13 protein-coding genes are annotated in these 14,563 nt (G+C 61.3%); 6 read left to right on the plus strand and 7 right to left on the minus strand.

Translation table 11 applies throughout. From position 1 onward, the window contains the following. Window positions 1-75: 75 nt before the first annotated feature. The 3 genes from KTN04_RS07860 to KTN04_RS07870 are packed head-to-tail and all read left to right on the plus strand — an operon-like array spanning window position 76 to window position 2,452. The gene (locus tag KTN04_RS07860; protein ID WP_217334674.1) at window positions 76-390 is read left to right on the plus strand and encodes a PepSY domain-containing protein; all 315 of its coding nucleotides are present in this window, start codon (window positions 76-78) and stop codon (window positions 388-390) included. Then, window positions 387-1,073, plus strand: a complete 687-nt coding sequence (locus KTN04_RS07865; protein ID WP_217334675.1) for a response regulator transcription factor — start codon at window positions 387-389, stop codon at window positions 1,071-1,073. Before KTN04_RS07860 ends, KTN04_RS07865 begins: the two co-directional genes overlap by 4 nt. Continuing rightward, entirely contained in the window at window positions 1,070-2,452 is a 1,383-nt protein-coding gene (locus KTN04_RS07870; protein WP_217334676.1) for an ATP-binding protein, read from the plus strand. The genes KTN04_RS07865 and KTN04_RS07870 overlap by 4 nt, the downstream gene beginning before the upstream one ends. Here the strand turns inward: KTN04_RS07870 and argA are convergent. The 3 genes from argA to KTN04_RS07885 all read right to left on the minus strand — a co-directional run bounded on the left by argA (window position 2,436) and on the right by KTN04_RS07885 (window position 5,844). After that, entirely contained in the window at window positions 2,436-3,773 is a 1,338-nt protein-coding gene (gene argA, locus KTN04_RS07875) for an amino-acid N-acetyltransferase (RefSeq protein ID WP_217334797.1), read from the minus strand. The genes KTN04_RS07870 and argA overlap by 17 nt on opposite strands. Before the next feature lie 104 nt (window positions 3,774-3,877). Next, the gene (locus KTN04_RS07880) at window positions 3,878-5,143 is read right to left on the minus strand and encodes an inorganic phosphate transporter (RefSeq protein WP_217334677.1); all 1,266 of its coding nucleotides are present in this window, start codon (window positions 5,141-5,143) and stop codon (window positions 3,878-3,880) included. Window positions 5,144-5,166: 23 nt separating this feature from the next. Continuing rightward, window positions 5,167-5,844, minus strand: a complete 678-nt coding sequence (locus KTN04_RS07885) for a TIGR00153 family protein (protein ID WP_217334678.1) — start codon at window positions 5,842-5,844, stop codon at window positions 5,167-5,169. Window positions 5,845-5,998: 154 nt separating this feature from the next. Here KTN04_RS07885 and KTN04_RS07890 point away from each other — a divergent pair, with 154 nt between their 5' ends. Beyond that, a complete protein-coding gene (locus KTN04_RS07890; RefSeq protein WP_217334679.1) occupies window positions 5,999-6,622 on the plus strand; it encodes a CYTH domain-containing protein in 624 nt (207 codons plus the stop codon). A gap of 12 nt (window positions 6,623-6,634) precedes the next feature. Beyond that, complete coding sequence (gene glnE / locus KTN04_RS07895) at window positions 6,635-9,556, plus strand: bifunctional [glutamate--ammonia ligase]-adenylyl-L-tyrosine phosphorylase/[glutamate--ammonia-ligase] adenylyltransferase (RefSeq protein ID WP_217334680.1); 2,922 nt, start codon at window positions 6,635-6,637, stop codon at window positions 9,554-9,556. 59 nt (window positions 9,557-9,615) lie between these two features. On the opposite strand, the gene KTN04_RS07900 is transcribed toward glnE, so the two are convergent. After that, window positions 9,616-10,611, minus strand: a complete 996-nt coding sequence (locus KTN04_RS07900) for a branched-chain amino acid aminotransferase (protein ID WP_217334681.1) — start codon at window positions 10,609-10,611, stop codon at window positions 9,616-9,618. A gap of 226 nt (window positions 10,612-10,837) precedes the next feature. On the opposite strand from KTN04_RS07900, the gene KTN04_RS07905 reads away from it, so the two are divergent. After that, the gene (locus KTN04_RS07905) at window positions 10,838-11,740 is read left to right on the plus strand and encodes a mitochondrial fission ELM1 family protein (RefSeq protein WP_217334682.1); all 903 of its coding nucleotides are present in this window, start codon (window positions 10,838-10,840) and stop codon (window positions 11,738-11,740) included. On the opposite strand, the gene KTN04_RS07910 is transcribed toward KTN04_RS07905, so the two are convergent. The 3 genes from KTN04_RS07910 to KTN04_RS07920 are packed head-to-tail and all read right to left on the minus strand — an operon-like array spanning window position 11,737 to window position 14,535. After that, entirely contained in the window at window positions 11,737-12,786 is a 1,050-nt protein-coding gene (locus KTN04_RS07910; RefSeq protein ID WP_217334683.1) for a glycosyltransferase, read from the minus strand. The genes KTN04_RS07905 and KTN04_RS07910 overlap by 4 nt on opposite strands. 4 nt (window positions 12,787-12,790) lie before the next feature. Then, window positions 12,791-13,492, minus strand: coding sequence for a YrbL family protein (locus KTN04_RS07915; RefSeq protein WP_217334684.1), 702 nt, complete (start codon window positions 13,490-13,492; stop codon window positions 12,791-12,793). Continuing rightward, window positions 13,489-14,535: a glycosyltransferase family protein gene (locus KTN04_RS07920; protein WP_217334685.1), complete on the minus strand. Its 1,047-nt coding sequence runs from the start codon at window positions 14,533-14,535 to the stop codon at window positions 13,489-13,491. Before KTN04_RS07920 ends, KTN04_RS07915 begins: the two co-directional genes overlap by 4 nt. Between the last annotated feature and the right edge of the window lie 28 nt (window positions 14,536-14,563).

Consider the following 14,563-nt stretch of genomic DNA (forward strand, 5'->3'; position numbering starts at 1 on the left):
CTTTGAAGCATCCCCGTGCGTTGTCGTTGCAACACGAGCAGGGAGCAGTTGTACAGGCAGGACAGGGGAGTCACCATGAACAAAGACACGACCAGGTTTCGGCGCAGCAGGGCTGCCGCCCTGCTGCTGGCCGTGGCATTGCCGGCAGGCGCCGAGGTGGAGCCTGCCGAAGAGGCGGCTCCGGCCTCGCGGCCGGTAAATCTGCTGGAGGCCTCTCAACTGGCCCGTGATACACTGGGCGGTGCCATCATCAAGGCTGAGTTGACACGCCACGATGGGCGCGATGCCTATCGGGTACGTTTGCTGGACCAGGGGCGTGTCCGGGATGTGTTGGTTGATGCCGCCACCGGGCGGATGTTGTCACCCTTACAGGCGGAGAGCGCTGAATGAAAGCACTGATCGTTGAAGACGATGCAGACCTGCGTCGCCAGCTCAAGCAGCAGCTTGAGCAGCGCGGCTATACCATCGAAGAAACCGGCAACGGCCGTGAAGCCCTCTACCTGGGCCAAGAATACGAGTATGACGTGGCCATCGTGGATATCGGCCTGCCGGAGGTGTCCGGCCTGGAGGTGATTCGACAGTGGCGCAGTGATGGCAACACCGTCCCGGTGCTGGTCCTGACCGCGCGTGGCGACTGGCAGGACAAGGTGGAAGGCCTGGAGGCCGGCGCCGATGATTACCTGGCCAAGCCGTTCCATGCTGAAGAGCTGCTGGCGCGCCTGAACGCACTGGTGCGCCGCGCGTCCGGCCATGCCAGCCCGGTGCTCAAGTTCGGGCCGCTGGAGCTGGACACGGCAGCACGGGTGGTGACCCGTGAAGGTGCAGAAGTGCGCTTGACCAGTTATGAATACCGCACCCTCGAGTACCTGATGCTCAACGCCGGCAAGACCATTTCTAAGGCAGAATTGACCGAGCACCTGTACCACCAGGACTATGATCGCGACAGTAATGTGCTGGAGGTGTTCATTCGTCGCCTGCGCCAGAAGCTCGACCCCGAGCAGACGCTACAGCCGATTACCACGGTGCGCGGTCTGGGCTATCGTTTTGCCTTGGAGGGCAGCGGCCCGGCGTGACCGACTCCTCCGTAACCCTTTCCCTGCGGGGGCGCCTGCTACGGGCCTCCGCCATCATTCTGCCGCTGGTTATCGTGCTGGCGGGTTTGGCCCTGCTCAAGGCGTTCCATTCCAGTCTCGAAAATGCCGAAGCGTCCCAGGCGCGGCTGCAGGTGTACCTGCTGCTGGGCTCATTGGAAGTGAAAAACGGACGCCTCAGCTTGCCTGAGCGGGTGCTGGAACCGGGCTTCAGCCGTCCCGGTTCAGGCGTGTACGGCTTCATTCATGGCGCTGATCAGCGCATTTTCTGGCGCTCTCGCTCCAGCCTAGAGCTGCCAGAGGTGGTGGTCGAGCGTCTGCCCAGCTCAGCATTGCGCCCGGGGCAGGCGCTGTTCAGTCATCTGCCCGAGCAGCAGCTGTATCTGTTTCAGTACCCGGTGGTGTGGGAAACGCCGACCGGTGAAATGCGCTTTCTGATCTCGGTACTGCGCAAGGACGAGCAGGTGCGCAGCGAAATGAAGGCGTTTAGCCTGCAGTTGCTGGGCTGGCTCAGTGGCATCTGCCTGGTGGCCTTGCTGGCGCAGTATTTCATCATGCGCTGGGGGCTGCGGCCGTTGGATTTGTTGGCTGGCGACTTGGAACGGATCGAAGCCGGCGAGGCGGATGCCCTGGACGGCCAGTATCCGCTGGAAGTGCGTGGCGTGACCGATAGCCTGAACCGCTTGATCGAATCCGAGCGCAAGCAGCGCGAGCGCTACCGCAACACGCTGGGGGATCTGGCGCACAGCCTGAAAACACCCCTGGCGGTGATTCGGGGGGCCGGTGACGAAGGACTGAGCCAACAGGCGTACCGCCAGCAGGTTGATGAGCAGGTGCAGCGTATGCAACAGATCGTGCAGTATCAGTTGGCGCGGGCGGTGAAGAGCGAGGGGCGCACCCTGGCGCAGGCGCTGCCGGTGGTTCCGGTGGTGGAGCGGCTGCTGGGGGTGATGGAAAAAGTGTATGCCCGACAGCCCAAGGATATTGAGACCCGTCTGGATGCCTCCGCCGGGTTTGCAGGTGACGAGCGCGACCTGATGGAACTGCTGGGCAACCTGCTCGACAACGCGTTCAAGTATGGCGACAGCCGGGTACGGGTTGAGGTAGAGCAGGCGGGTGGCGTCTTGCGGGTGGCGGTCAGTGATGATGGCCTGGGGGTGGCGCCCAAACAGCGTCAGGTGATCCTGCAGCGCGGCGCCCGATTGGATACTACCCAGGCGCCGGGCCAAGGTATCGGCCTGGCGGTGGCGCTGGACATCGTCAGCAGCTACGACGGCGAACTGGAAGTCAGCGAATCCGATCTTGGCGGCGCCTGCTTCAATGTCATCCTGCCCGGCGAAAAGCTCAGCCCAGCGGCTTGAAGAACACTTTTGAATTGCGCTGAAAGTTGTATAGCGCCTTCTTCTCCTGCGGCAGCTGCTCGCGTTCGGCGGCAGCAAAGCCGCGCTCCACGAACCAGTGCGCGGTGCGGGTGGTCAACACGAACAGCTGGCCCAGGCCCAGTTCGCGTGCCTGTTGCTCGATGGCGGCCAGCAGGCGGTCACCGCGCTGGCCGCCACGATAGTCGCTGTTGATGGCAACACAGGCCAGCTCGCCAATGCCCTCGTCTGTGAACGGATAGAGAGCGGCACAACCGATGATAGCGCCGTCACGCACCACGACGGTGAAACGCTCAATCTCGCCTTCCAGGCGCTCGCGGGAGCGGCGGACCAGAATGCCCTTTTCTTCCAGCGGCGCGATCAGCTCCAGAATGCCACCCACATCCTCGATATTGGCCGGGCGAATCTGCTCATAGGAATGGCTGACCACCATCGTGCCTTCGCCATCACGGGTAAACAGTTCGTTGATCAGCGCGCCGTCACGTTGGTAGCTGATCAGGTGGCAGCGCGGCACGCCCTTTTCACAGGCGGTGGCGGCGGCTTCCAGCAGGCAGGCGGTTTCGGTATAGGGCTGTTCCGGGTCTTCAACCCGGGCCAGGTACTGCTGCACCAGGCGCGACGCCGTGTCGGCCAACAGCTCGCTGCGCAACTCGCCACGGCTGTCATGGATGCCGGCTTCGGAGCCGAACAGGATCAGCTTGTCAGCCTTGAGTGCAATGGCAGCATGGGTGGCAACTTCTTCCACGGCCAGGTTGAATACCTCACCGGTGGGTGAATAGCCCAGGTTGGATAGTAGTACGATCTGGTTCAGGTTGAGCAGATGGCGAATGCCCTCATGATCCACCCGGCGCAGCTCACCGGTATGGCCCATGTCGACGCCATCCAGCACACCCACCGGGCGGGCGGTGACGAAGTTGCCGCTGCAGACGCGAATGCGAGCGCCGTGCATGGGGGTGTTGGCCAGCCCCATCGACAATCGAGCTTCGATGTCGGTGCGCAGGGTGCCGACGGCTTCAATGACCGACTCCAGCACCTCGCCGCCGGTCACGCGCAGGTCGTGGTGCAGGCGGGTTTCAATGCCGCGTGCCTTCAGGCGTTGCTCGGCCTGGGGGCGGGCGCCATGAACCAGTACCAGGCGTACTCCCAGACTGTTGAGCAAGGCGATGTCATGGACGGTATTGGCAAAATTGGCATCCGCAATCGCTTCACCACTGAGCATCAGCACGAAGGTCTTGCCGCGGTGGGCATTGATGTAGGGTGAAGAGTGGCGGAACCAGTTGACGTGGTCGGTGGTGCTCAAGATCGGCTCCCGTTCGGGCTCAAGGGACAGCCGCTATTGTGCAGCCTTTGCCGCGACGGGTCCATGCTGACGGGCAGCACCGCAGGACGCGGGCTGCCCGCAGGGCGTCAGGAGAAGATACCCTTGAGCATGAAGAAGAACATGATCGACAGGATGGCGCCGGCCGGCAGCGTTACGATCCAGGACACGAAGATGGTGCCGACTACCTTCAGGTTCAGGGCCGCCAGGCCGCGGGCAATGCCTACACCCAGTACGGCACCCACCAGCGTGTGGGTGGTCGAGATCGGCAGGCCGGTACCGGACGCGACCACTACTGTGGACGCCGCCGCCAGTGTTGCGGCAAAGCCGCGGCTTGGCGTCAGCTCGGTAATATTCTGGCCTACAGTGGCGATCACCTTGTGGCCATACATCACCAGACCGGCCACAATGCCGCCACCACCCAGCAGCAGAATCCAGGCCGGCATGGCCGCCTTCTGGGCTACTTCACCACCGGCATTGACGATACCGACAATGGCCGCCAGCGGACCGACCGCGTTGGCCACGTCATTGGAACCGTGTGCAAAGGCCATGGCGCAGGCTGTAAACATCATCAGTACGCCGAAGACCTTCTCCACACTGGTGAAGTGGTATTCACGATCAGCGGCGGCATCGATCTTGATGTTGCGCTGCATGAACATGCCGGCGGCCATGGTGATTAGGCCGATGATGACCGATATCCCGGCGCTCTGCAGCCAGCTCAGATGCAGGCCAATGTGCTTGAGGCCCTTGGTAAAGGTCACCATGGCAATGATGAAACCCACCAGGAAAATGTAGTAGGGCACGTAACGCTTGGCGTTAGCAAAGGGATTTTCGGTATCCAAAATCAGCTTTTGCACGCTGCGGAACAGGAAAAAGGCGATGATCCCGGCAGTGACCGGGGACACTACCCAGCTGGCGACGATGGAACCCACCTTGGTCCAGTGCACCGCTTCCATGGAAATGCCGACGGCGGCAAAACCGACAATGGCCCCGACGATGGAGTGGGTGGTGGAGACTGGCCAGCCGAAGTGGGTGGCGATCAGTAGCCAGATTCCTGCGGCCAGCAGTGAGGCCATCATGCCATATACCAGCAGCTCGGGGTTGCCGGTCAGCAGTGAGGGCTCGATGATGCCCTTGCGAATGGTTTCGGTAACAGCGCCGCCTGCCAGGTAGGCACCGGCGAATTCAAACAGGATAGCGATGACAATCGCCTGCTTCAGGGTCAGGGCGCGGGAGCCGACTGAGGTTCCCATCGCATTGGCGACATCGTTGGCGCCTACACCCCAGGCCATGAAGAAGCCGAAGACACAGGCCATGATGACCATGATGTTGCCGTACTGAGCAATGATATCCATTGTGTAGCCTTGGTCGTTTGAGTTTATCGTGCAAGAAGCATTTGCAGGCGGTTACCAACCTGCTGGGCACGGTTGGCCAAATCGCCAACCCACTGAATGGTCTGATACAGGAACATGACGTCGATCGGGTAAAGATCGCGTTCAACGGCGAACAGGGACGAGCGCAAAGCACGTTCATGTTCATCGGCCTTGTGTTCCAGGGCGTCCAGTTCGGTGATCAGGCGTTCGACAATGTCGACCTCATGGCCACGGAAACCGGCGGTGAGCAGTTCGTCAAGTTCACGCAAGGCCAGGACTGCCTGCTCGATGGCCAGCAGCGTGGTGCGCAGCAGCTCCAGCAGTTCGCCCTGGATAGGCTGCGGAATCTGCATCTGGCGACCCAGCATCAGACCGGCAATATCTTTGGCGCGGTTGGCGATCTTGTCCTGCATGCGCAGCAGGTCAAGCAGGTCGGTGCGTGGCACCGGCAGAAACAGACTGGCGGGCAGGCGTTGGCGAATGTCACGCTTGAGATCATCCGCCTCGTTTTCCAGCTCGGCAATGCGTTGCTGGCACTCGGATGCGGTGTTCCAATCGTTCCTGATCACCGCTTCAAAGAAGGGGATCAGTTCCGCGGCGCTTGCCTGCGCCTTGACGATGTGCTCCTGCATCGGTTTGAACGGGGAACGTGCAAACATTTGCAGAATAGGGCTGTTTACCATGTTGCGTTCCTGTTGCAGGTGGAAAAACTCGGCGCAAGTATACGTGCTGATGTCATCGATCTGTAGTGATGGCGTCACAAAAAATGCTGAAATCTGACGCCCATCCACGCAAATCCTTGGGTACACTGGTAAAAAAACTACAGGTGCTGATGTCATGGCAATGGAAACCGAACTCAAACTCGCCCTGAACGAGGCCGATATCGAACGTCTGCGAACGCATCCGCTGTTGCAGGGGGCGGTCGCCGAGGGGCGACAATGGCTGCGCAATACCTATTATGACAGCCCGGATCTGGCGTTGGCGCGTGCCCGTGTCGCTCTGCGTCTGCGTTACCAGGGCGAGCGCATCATCCAGACCCTGAAAACCCGTGGACAGAGCGTCAATGGTCTGCATCAGCGTGGCGAATGGGAGTGGGACCTGTCGCGGGATGCACTGGCGCCCGAGTACCTGAGTGCGAGCATCTGGCCGACCGAACTGCCGCCCGCCGAGACTCTGGCGCTGCAACCGGTGTTCACCACCGATTTTGAACGTGAATGCTGGCAGCTCGACCATGCCGGTGCCGCCATTGAAGTGGCCCTGGACCAAGGCTGGATTCGCTGTGGTACGTCCGCGGTCCAGGACGCCATTCTGGAGTTGGAGCTGGAACTCAAGTCTGGCCCGGCCGAGGCGTTGCTGTCTCTGGCACAGGCGCTGTCGTCCGAGGTGACGCTGACCCCCTTTGATGACAGCAAGGCTCAGCGCGGCTATCGGCTTTTTCAGCACGGCCAGGATCAGAACTGACGAGGGACCCTCATGCATCAGACGCAACACGTTGACACCTCGGTACCGGCGGCGCTGCAGCCGCTGTTGGAACATCACCGGGAGCAGGTACAGCCCGCCCTCGATCGGCTGGCGACAATGCCCGACTGGCTGTCACCACAGCTGACACGTGCCCTGGTCGGCAGTGATTATCTCGCCGACCAGCTGCAACGGCACCCTGACTGGCTGGCTGCACTGATTGACAGCGGGGATCTGCAGCAGGCCTATACCGATGGCTGCTACGCCGAGCGACTGCAGGCACGGCTGGCTGCCGTGGACGATGAACAAGTGCTGCACCGTGAACTGCGCCTGTTCCGTCAGCGCGAGATGGTACGCTTGATCTGGCGCGATCTGAACCGTCTGGCCGATATGCGAGGCACCACCGCCGAGTTGTCGAGGTTGGCGGATGCCTGCATCGACTGCACTCTGGAATGGCTCTATCGCCGGGCCTGTCAGCGCTGGGGCGTGCCGCACTCGCGGCCGGATGCCAACGGACAGCGTCATCCGCAGCGGATGGTCGTGCTGGGCATGGGGAAGCTGGGCGCCCATGAGCTGAACCTGTCGTCCGATATCGATCTGATGTTCACTTTTCCGGCCAACGGCGAAACTGATGGCGAGCGCAAGAACCTGGATAACCAGGACTTTTTCATCCGCCTGGGACAGAAACTGATCCAGGCGCTGGATAACCTGACGGTGGATGGCTTCGTATTCCGCGTCGATATGCGCCTGCGCCCCTTCGGCTCGGCAGGGCCGCTGGCCTGCAGTTTTGCTGCCATGGAGAGCTACTACCAGGACCAGGGCCGTGACTGGGAGCGCTATGCCATGATCAAGGCGCGGGTGGTGGCCGGCGACCACGTGGCCGGGGATGAACTGCTGCAGCAGCTGCGGCCGTTCGTGTACCGTAAGTATATTGATTTCAGTGCCTTTGAATCCTTGCGCGACATGAAAACCATGATCAACCGCGAGGTACGGCGCAAGGGGCTGGAACAGAACGTCAAGCTCGGTGCCGGCGGCATTCGCGAGGTGGAGTTCATCGCTCAGGCGTTCCAGCTGATCCGTGGTGGCCGTGATCGGGAACTGCAGCAGCGCGAGCTGCTCAATATCCTGCCACAGTTACCGGACAAGGTCGGCATGCCCGAGGCGGCGGTGACCGAGCTGACCGAGGCTTACACGCTGCTGCGCAACGTGGAGCACGGCATTCAGGCCATTGCCGACAAGCAGACCCAGGAACTGCCCGAAGATGACCAAGGCCGGGCCCGATTGGCCTTTGCCCAGGGTTTCGCCGACTGGCCGGCGCTTCAGGCAGCGTTGGAGCAGGCGCGAGCTGCGGTCTCCCATCATTTTGCCGATGTGATTGCACCGGCCGAAGGCGAGGAGATGCAGGACGATGACCTGCGTACCGAGTGGCTGGCGCTGTGGCAGGGCATGATGGATGACGACAACGCGCTCGATTTCCTGCGTGAGCAGGGGTATGCCGAGCCGGTGGTGGCGCTCAAGGCGCTGCAGGACCTCAAGGGACTGCGTACCGTGCAGATGCTGCAGAAGGTAGCGTTGGAACGTCTGGAAGCCGTGCTACCGCCACTGCTGGAACTGGCTGGTCAGAGCGATAACCCGGAAACCACGCTGGAGCGTGTGCTGGTGCTGGTGCAGGCGGTGCTGCGCCGCTCGGCCTACCTGGTATTGCTGGCGGAAAACCCCGCCGCGCTCAAGCAGCTGGTGCGCCTGTGTTCGGCCAGCAGCTGGTTCGCCGAACAGCTGGCCAAGCAGCCGGTACTGCTGGATGAACTGATCGACCCGCGCACCCTGTACACCCCGCCCAACCAAGACGAGCTGCGCACCGAGCTGCGCCAGCAGCTGCTGCGCATTCCCGAAGATGATATCGAGCAGCTGATGGAGACGCTGCGCTATTTCAAGCACGCCCACATGCTGCGCGTGGCGGCGTCCGATATTACCGGTGTGCTGCCGCTGATGCGGGTCAGCGACTACTTGACCTGGCTGGCGGAAACGGTGCTGGAGGCGGTGCTTGAAATCGCCTGGCGCGACCTGACCGAAAAGCACGGTACGCCACAAAAAACGCCGGGGGTGCCCTGCGATCCTGACTTTATCATCGTCGGCTACGGCAAGGTCGGTGGCATCGAACTGTCCTACGGCTCGGACCTGGATCTGGTGTTCCTGCACGACGCCGATGCCAATTTGGAAACCGATGGCGGCCGTCCTATCGCCAATGCGGTGTTCTTCAACCGTCTGGGCCAGCGGATCATTCATATCCTTAATACCTTTACTCCGTCCGGGATTTTGTATGAGGTGGACATGCGCCTGCGGCCTTCAGGCAACTCCGGTCTGCTGGTCAGTTCACTCAATGCCTTCCGTGACTACCAGCACAAGGATGCCTGGACCTGGGAGCACCAGGCATTGGTGCGGGCGCGGGTCGTGGCCGGCAGTCCAGCACTGGCGGAGCGTTTCCGGGCGGTGCGGCAGGAGATTCTGGCCCGCCCCCGTGATGAAAACGAGCTGAAGGCGCAGGTGGTCGAGATGCGTACGAAGATGCGTGAACATCTGGGCAGTAAACCGGTGGAGGATGCTCCGGCGGTATTCAATTTGAAGCAGGACCGTGGCGGTATCGTCGATATCGAGTTCATGGTGCAGTATCTGGTACTGCGCCATGCGCAAGAGCGTCCGGGAATGATGCGCTGGACCGATAACATCCGTATCTTGGCCAGTATCGAACACGAAGGACTGCTGGCTTCGGACGAAGTGGAACTGCTGCGCGAGGCCTACAAGGGGTATCGCGCTGCCGGTCATCGTCAGACGCTGCAGAACCGCTCCAGCGTGCTGGACGAAGCGGCGATGCGTGAGTATCGCGAAGATGTGTCGGCAATCTGGCAGCGGCTGCTGGAGCCGGGCACAGCCGACTGAGGGCTGACATATTGAAAAAGCCGACGCATGCGTCGGCTTTTTTGTGGCGACCAGAGCCCTTACAGGCTGGTCAACCAGCCGTGCGTGTCCTCGGCCTTGCCCCACTGGATGTCGTTCAGCGCACGGCGCAGGCGCACGGTAGTCTCGCCAATGCCGCCGTTGCCCACCGGGTACTCCTGACCTTTGTAAATCAGGGTGCCGACCGACGTCAGCACCGCCGCGGTACCGGACAGCGCTGCTTCGCAGCCTGGGCGTGCGCTACGCTCAAGCAGTTCTTCCACGGTGAGTTCGCGCTCCTGTACATCCATGCCCATGTCGCGGGCCAGAGTGAGAATGGAGTCACGGGTGACGCCGTGCAAGAAGCTGCTGTCCAGCGCTTTGGTGATGATCTCGTTGCCGTCGATCAGCAGGAAATTGGCCGCGCCGGTTTCCTGCACATCGCCGCCCGGGCAGAACAGCACCTGGTCGGCCTGAAACTCGGCACGGGCCTTCATGATCGGCTGCAGGGCGCCGGCGTAGTTACCGCCGGACTTGACCACGCCCATGTGCGGCGGGCAGCGCATGCCTTCGTCGTCCAGCAGCAGGCGCAACGCCTTATCACCGCCGGTGAAGTAATCGCCCACCGGTGACAGCAGCACGTACAGGCAGGAGGTCAGCGAGGGAACGGCGGCCTTGCCGATGGCCGGTTCGGTGCCAATATGGGTTGGGCGGATGTACATCGAGCCCGGCGGTGCCGGCACGTCATCCGCGAAGCGGGCCACAATGTCGCGAATCATATCGGCCATGACGGCTTCATCAAAGGCCGGCAGGCCCAGCAGCTCGGAGCTCTGCGCCAGGCGGCGAATGTTCTTGTCCATGCGGAAGATCTTCACGGAACCGTCTTCGTGACGAAACGCCTTCAGGCCTTCGAAGCATGTGCTGGAATAGTGCAGCACATGGGCGCCCGGGTGCAGTTGCAGGCTGTCGCTTGATACCACCTCGGTGTCGCTCCACTGAGAGCCATCAAACCAGGAGATTGCCATTTCAGGCATGAACACGGAACCAAAAGCAGACATAAGACCTTCCTAACAAACTGGGTTGAGAGTGATCGCCGGAGTGACACTGCGGATGCGCATCACGGAGAGCTGCAGCAATCCTAGATTTTATGCATTCCCGGACAAAATGGAATGATCCGAGAGTATAAATACTGTTGCGGGCTTCGTGGCCGCAGGTGACCGGTGGTAGTATGCGAGCTTTCAAGGCGCCATTGAGTCGACCCTGGCGCCGGATGTGGAGAGTGAAGTGAGCGACAGCTGTCAACAGATCTGGATTGTCAGTGATGGCAAGCCGGGCCACCTGAACCAGTCCCGTGGTCTGGCCGAGGCGCTGTCACGCCGGCGTGAAGTGGCCATCAGCGAGCAGCCGCCAATGAGTCGGCTGCAGGCGCTGCGGCTGTGTTTCAGTACCGGTTTGCCGGCACTGGAGGACAAGCCCGCACTGGTGATCGGCGCTGGTCATGCCACCCACTTGACCCTGCTGGCGCTGCGTCGACTGTACGGCGTACCGGCAGTGGTGCTGATGCAGCCCTCCATACCCATGGGCTTTTTCGATCTCTGCCTGGTGCCGGAACACGACCAGCCGCCGCAGCGCCCCAACATTATTGCCACCCGTGGTGCGCTGAACCGGATGCAGCCGGGTGATAAGGTGCCCGGCAGCGGTGTGATGTTGATCGGCGGTCCCTCCAAACATTTCAGCTGGAATGAATCCCGCGTGCTCGAGCAGGTTGAAACCCTGCTGCGGCAGGTGCCTGGCGTCTGGACTCTGGGGTCGTCACGACGCACGCCGGCCAGTACCGAGCAGGCGTTAAAAGCATTGGCCGGGGAACGTTTTGTGCCGGCCGCGAACACCGACTCCGACTGGTTGCCGCAGCAGCTGGCACGTGCCGAGGTGTGCTGGGTGACCCAGGACAGCGCGTCCATGGTGTACGAAGCCCTGACGGCCGGCTGTAAGGTTGGGGTGCTGACCCTGGAGGAGCAGGCGGACAACCGCATCAGTCGAGGCGTAGATACCTTGCGCGAGCAAGGTATCGTCAGTGCAGCACCGGATTGGTCGCTGGATGCTATCACCTCGACCTCGGCAACCTTCAATGAGGCCGAGCGCTGTGCCGAGGTGATTCTGAAGAAAGGCTGGTTGGGCCGCGACTAGCGCCGGCTCAACAGTTCATGATAAAGCGTGTCGTAGGCGTCAATAATGTGCTGTTTGCTGTAGCTCTTGGCGTAGACCTCGGCGGCCCCTTCCACTAACGTGGCGCGCAGTGCTTCACTGTCCAGCACCGAACGAATCGCCTGCGTCAGTGCCTTGGCATCATCAATGGGTGTCAGCAGGCCGCTTTCACCATCGGTGATCACTTCCCCCGGCCCTTGGGAGCGGGTTGCCACAATCGGGCAGCGGTGTGCCCAGGATTCCATCACGATTGATCCCAGTCCTTCATGACGTGACGGGCACACAAACAGATCGGCCGTGCGCATCAGTGCCGTGACATCGGTACGCCAGCCCAGAAAACGGACGCGTTCATCCAGCCCGAGTGAGTGGCACAGCTGCTTCAGCGTCTGTTCCTCGGGGCCGGAGCCGGCCAGCCAGAGCATGGCGTCGGGAATCTCGGTCAGGCTGTGCAGCAGAACATCGAAGCCCTTGTTCACGTGCAGACGGCCTGCGGCCAGAATCAGTGGACGGTCCGTGGGCGTATCGAAGCTGTCGCGGGGCAGAGGCTCAACCTCGCGTTCATCGGCAAAGTTGGGAATATGGAAGACGCGATCGGCGGGGAAGCCGCCGTCGATCAGGTGCTGGCAGATGCCCTTGCTGATGCCGACCCAGTAATCCGAGTGCTGGTAGTACTTGAGGTTGTAATAGTGCCCCAGCCGGTTGATCAGAATATAGTCGTCGGAGTTGGGCGTATAGCCGCTGGCGCGGTTCATCCAGGTCATGACGATATCCGGCGCAAAGGCCTTGAGCTCACGGCGAAAGTGCAGGCGGTCCAGCACATCCAGGGGCGAGCCGAAACGGTAGCCCCAGGTCTCCACCCCAGCCTGGGTAAGGGTATCGATGCGATCCTGATGGTTACGGATGAAGGCCCGCACCTGCAGACTGTCACGCTCGTTCAGGCCCGCGACCATGCGGACAAAGAAGTTTTCCGCGCCGCCCCGGGCAGCGCCGGCCAGTACTTGTGCTACACGAATCTTGGAGTCGGTCATGCGGTCAGCCCTTGCGGTTGTCGTGAGGGAGGTGAGCGGTGGCCATGCCGTGATAGCCGGGTTGGTCGCCGCGTGCCTTTTTTGCCAATATCTGCTCGATGCGCTGTTGCAGGTTGGTCAGCTTGCGCTCGACCTTGGCTGAACGCAGTGACGGCGGCAGGCGATGGAACGGGATCAGGTTGGGGCTACCGAGGCCATCGATGACCACAATGCGCTGTACTTGGCCCGCGCTGTCTTTTTGTACCAGCAGGTTGTGCAGCAGCAGATCGCGTGAGGGTATCTGAAGGTTGCGCCAGGCAGCAATGAAGCGCTCGACGGCCGCTTGGCAGTCCGGGCCATAGCCCTGATGCCAGATCTGTGCCTTCAGGGTTTGTGAAATCCGGCCATCGGCGTCCCGCACCAGCTCCAGTACCAGGCCCGGTCCTAGGTCGGTAGTTTCGAAGCCGTAGCAGCGGCTGATCAGATCGAACACCGGTTCACCGTGTCGTGTGGCCAGGTCCGTGATTACCTCGTGCTCTTCACGGTTGTCATCAAAGCAGTGCAGCGGCAGCAGTGACTTGGGAAAGCCTTTCTTGCGGCGCAGGTCTTCCAGGGTGAAGTCCGGGCGACGTACCTTGATGCAGCGGTCGGCATGCCGGGGGTGGACAAAGCAGAGGCGGTGTCCTCCCTGGGCAAAGGCCTGCTCGTCGGCCAGTATCACACTCATTTCAGACGGCCGTCCAGGTTGATATCCTGGGCCCAGCAGTAGTCGTGGCTGAAGGGGGTCAGGGTACTGGCTTCGGCGATGTACTGGGCATAGAGCGTCGAGTTCATCTCCTGATGGAAGAAGCGACGGGCGGCGTCGGCCCAGGCCTGACGCTTGGCATCATCGGCGTGGAATTCACGGATTTTGGCAATCAAATCTTCTTCTTCATCGAAGTAGACCACTGTCTCAGGCGGCAGCAACTCGTCGAAAGCGCCGGAACTGTGGCTGAACTGCAGGATGCCGTTGCCGGCCAACTGCGCCATGCGCGCGGAGGAGTACCAGTGCAGGCCTTCCTGGCGGTTGAAGTTCAGGCCCATCTTGCTCTGCATCAACGCACGGTCGTAATCGCGGCCCCAGACCGGTGCCTCGCCGAAGCTGCCGAAGGTCTTGAAGGCCATGATGGGGTCCAGCTGTTCCTTCATGCGCCCGATCATCTCCAGCCGCTTGGTAAAGTTTTGGCTGTTGCTGCAGAAGATCAGATCGATCGGCAGTTCGGCATCGGTCTTGGTCGAGTTGTCGAAGCACTCCACCGACGGCTCGACCGGGTTGGGCATGTGGTAAATGCGGGCACGTGAGCCTTCGAACTGGCTCAGTTCGCGACGGCCGGTGGAGACGAACACGGCATCGGCCACTTCTGCACGGTGATGGATGCGTTCCACATTGGACGGCACGAACAGCGGGTCGTTATTGCAATGGGCAATGAAACAGTCCGGCTGGCGCTTGCGAATTTCGGCCAAGGTCGCGTTGGTGATCATGTCGCAGTGACCGGCGATCACCAGATCGGGTTCGAAGGACTCGACAGTTTCCAGCAGGCGCTGGTTGGCTTTCTTCTTACCCAAGTCACGAATGCCGAACGGTGCCTCGAAGGACGCGACATCCCGGTCACTGAAACCCTGCACCAGATGATCATTCTTGATCAGGCCGGAAGTGAGCTTCTGTGCCCAGCTGACGCGGGTGTGGCCGTAGCGCTTGAGCTGCTGATAGGCGATGTGGAGAATTCTCATAAGAAAGCCAAGTCCTGAATGTGCAGTG

The sequence above is a fragment of the Marinobacterium weihaiense genome, assembly GCF_019061305.1.
Classification (GTDB): domain Bacteria; phylum Pseudomonadota; class Gammaproteobacteria; order Pseudomonadales; family Balneatricaceae; genus Marinobacterium; species Marinobacterium weihaiense.

Coding starts and splice junctions, on each gene's coding strand:
- KTN04_RS07915 (WP_217334684.1), bottom strand. CDS start 13,492: ATGAGTGTGATACTGGCCGACGAGCAGGCCTTTGCCCAGGGAGGACAC.
- KTN04_RS07910 (WP_217334683.1), bottom strand. CDS start 12,786: ATGACCGACTCCAAGATTCGTGTAGCACAAGTACTGGCCGGCGCTGCC.
- glnE (WP_217334680.1), top strand. CDS start 6,635: ATGCATCAGACGCAACACGTTGACACCTCGGTACCGGCGGCGCTGCAG.
- KTN04_RS07880 (WP_217334677.1), bottom strand. CDS start 5,143: ATGGATATCATTGCTCAGTACGGCAACATCATGGTCATCATGGCCTGT.
- KTN04_RS07860 (WP_217334674.1), top strand. CDS start 76: ATGAACAAAGACACGACCAGGTTTCGGCGCAGCAGGGCTGCCGCCCTG.
- KTN04_RS07890 (WP_217334679.1), top strand. CDS start 5,999: ATGGCAATGGAAACCGAACTCAAACTCGCCCTGAACGAGGCCGATATC.
- KTN04_RS07865 (WP_217334675.1), top strand. CDS start 387: ATGAAAGCACTGATCGTTGAAGACGATGCAGACCTGCGTCGCCAGCTC.
- KTN04_RS07900 (WP_217334681.1), bottom strand. CDS start 10,611: ATGTCTGCTTTTGGTTCCGTGTTCATGCCTGAAATGGCAATCTCCTGG.
- KTN04_RS07885 (WP_217334678.1), bottom strand. CDS start 5,844: ATGGTAAACAGCCCTATTCTGCAAATGTTTGCACGTTCCCCGTTCAAA.
- KTN04_RS07920 (WP_217334685.1), bottom strand. CDS start 14,535: ATGAGAATTCTCCACATCGCCTATCAGCAGCTCAAGCGCTACGGCCAC.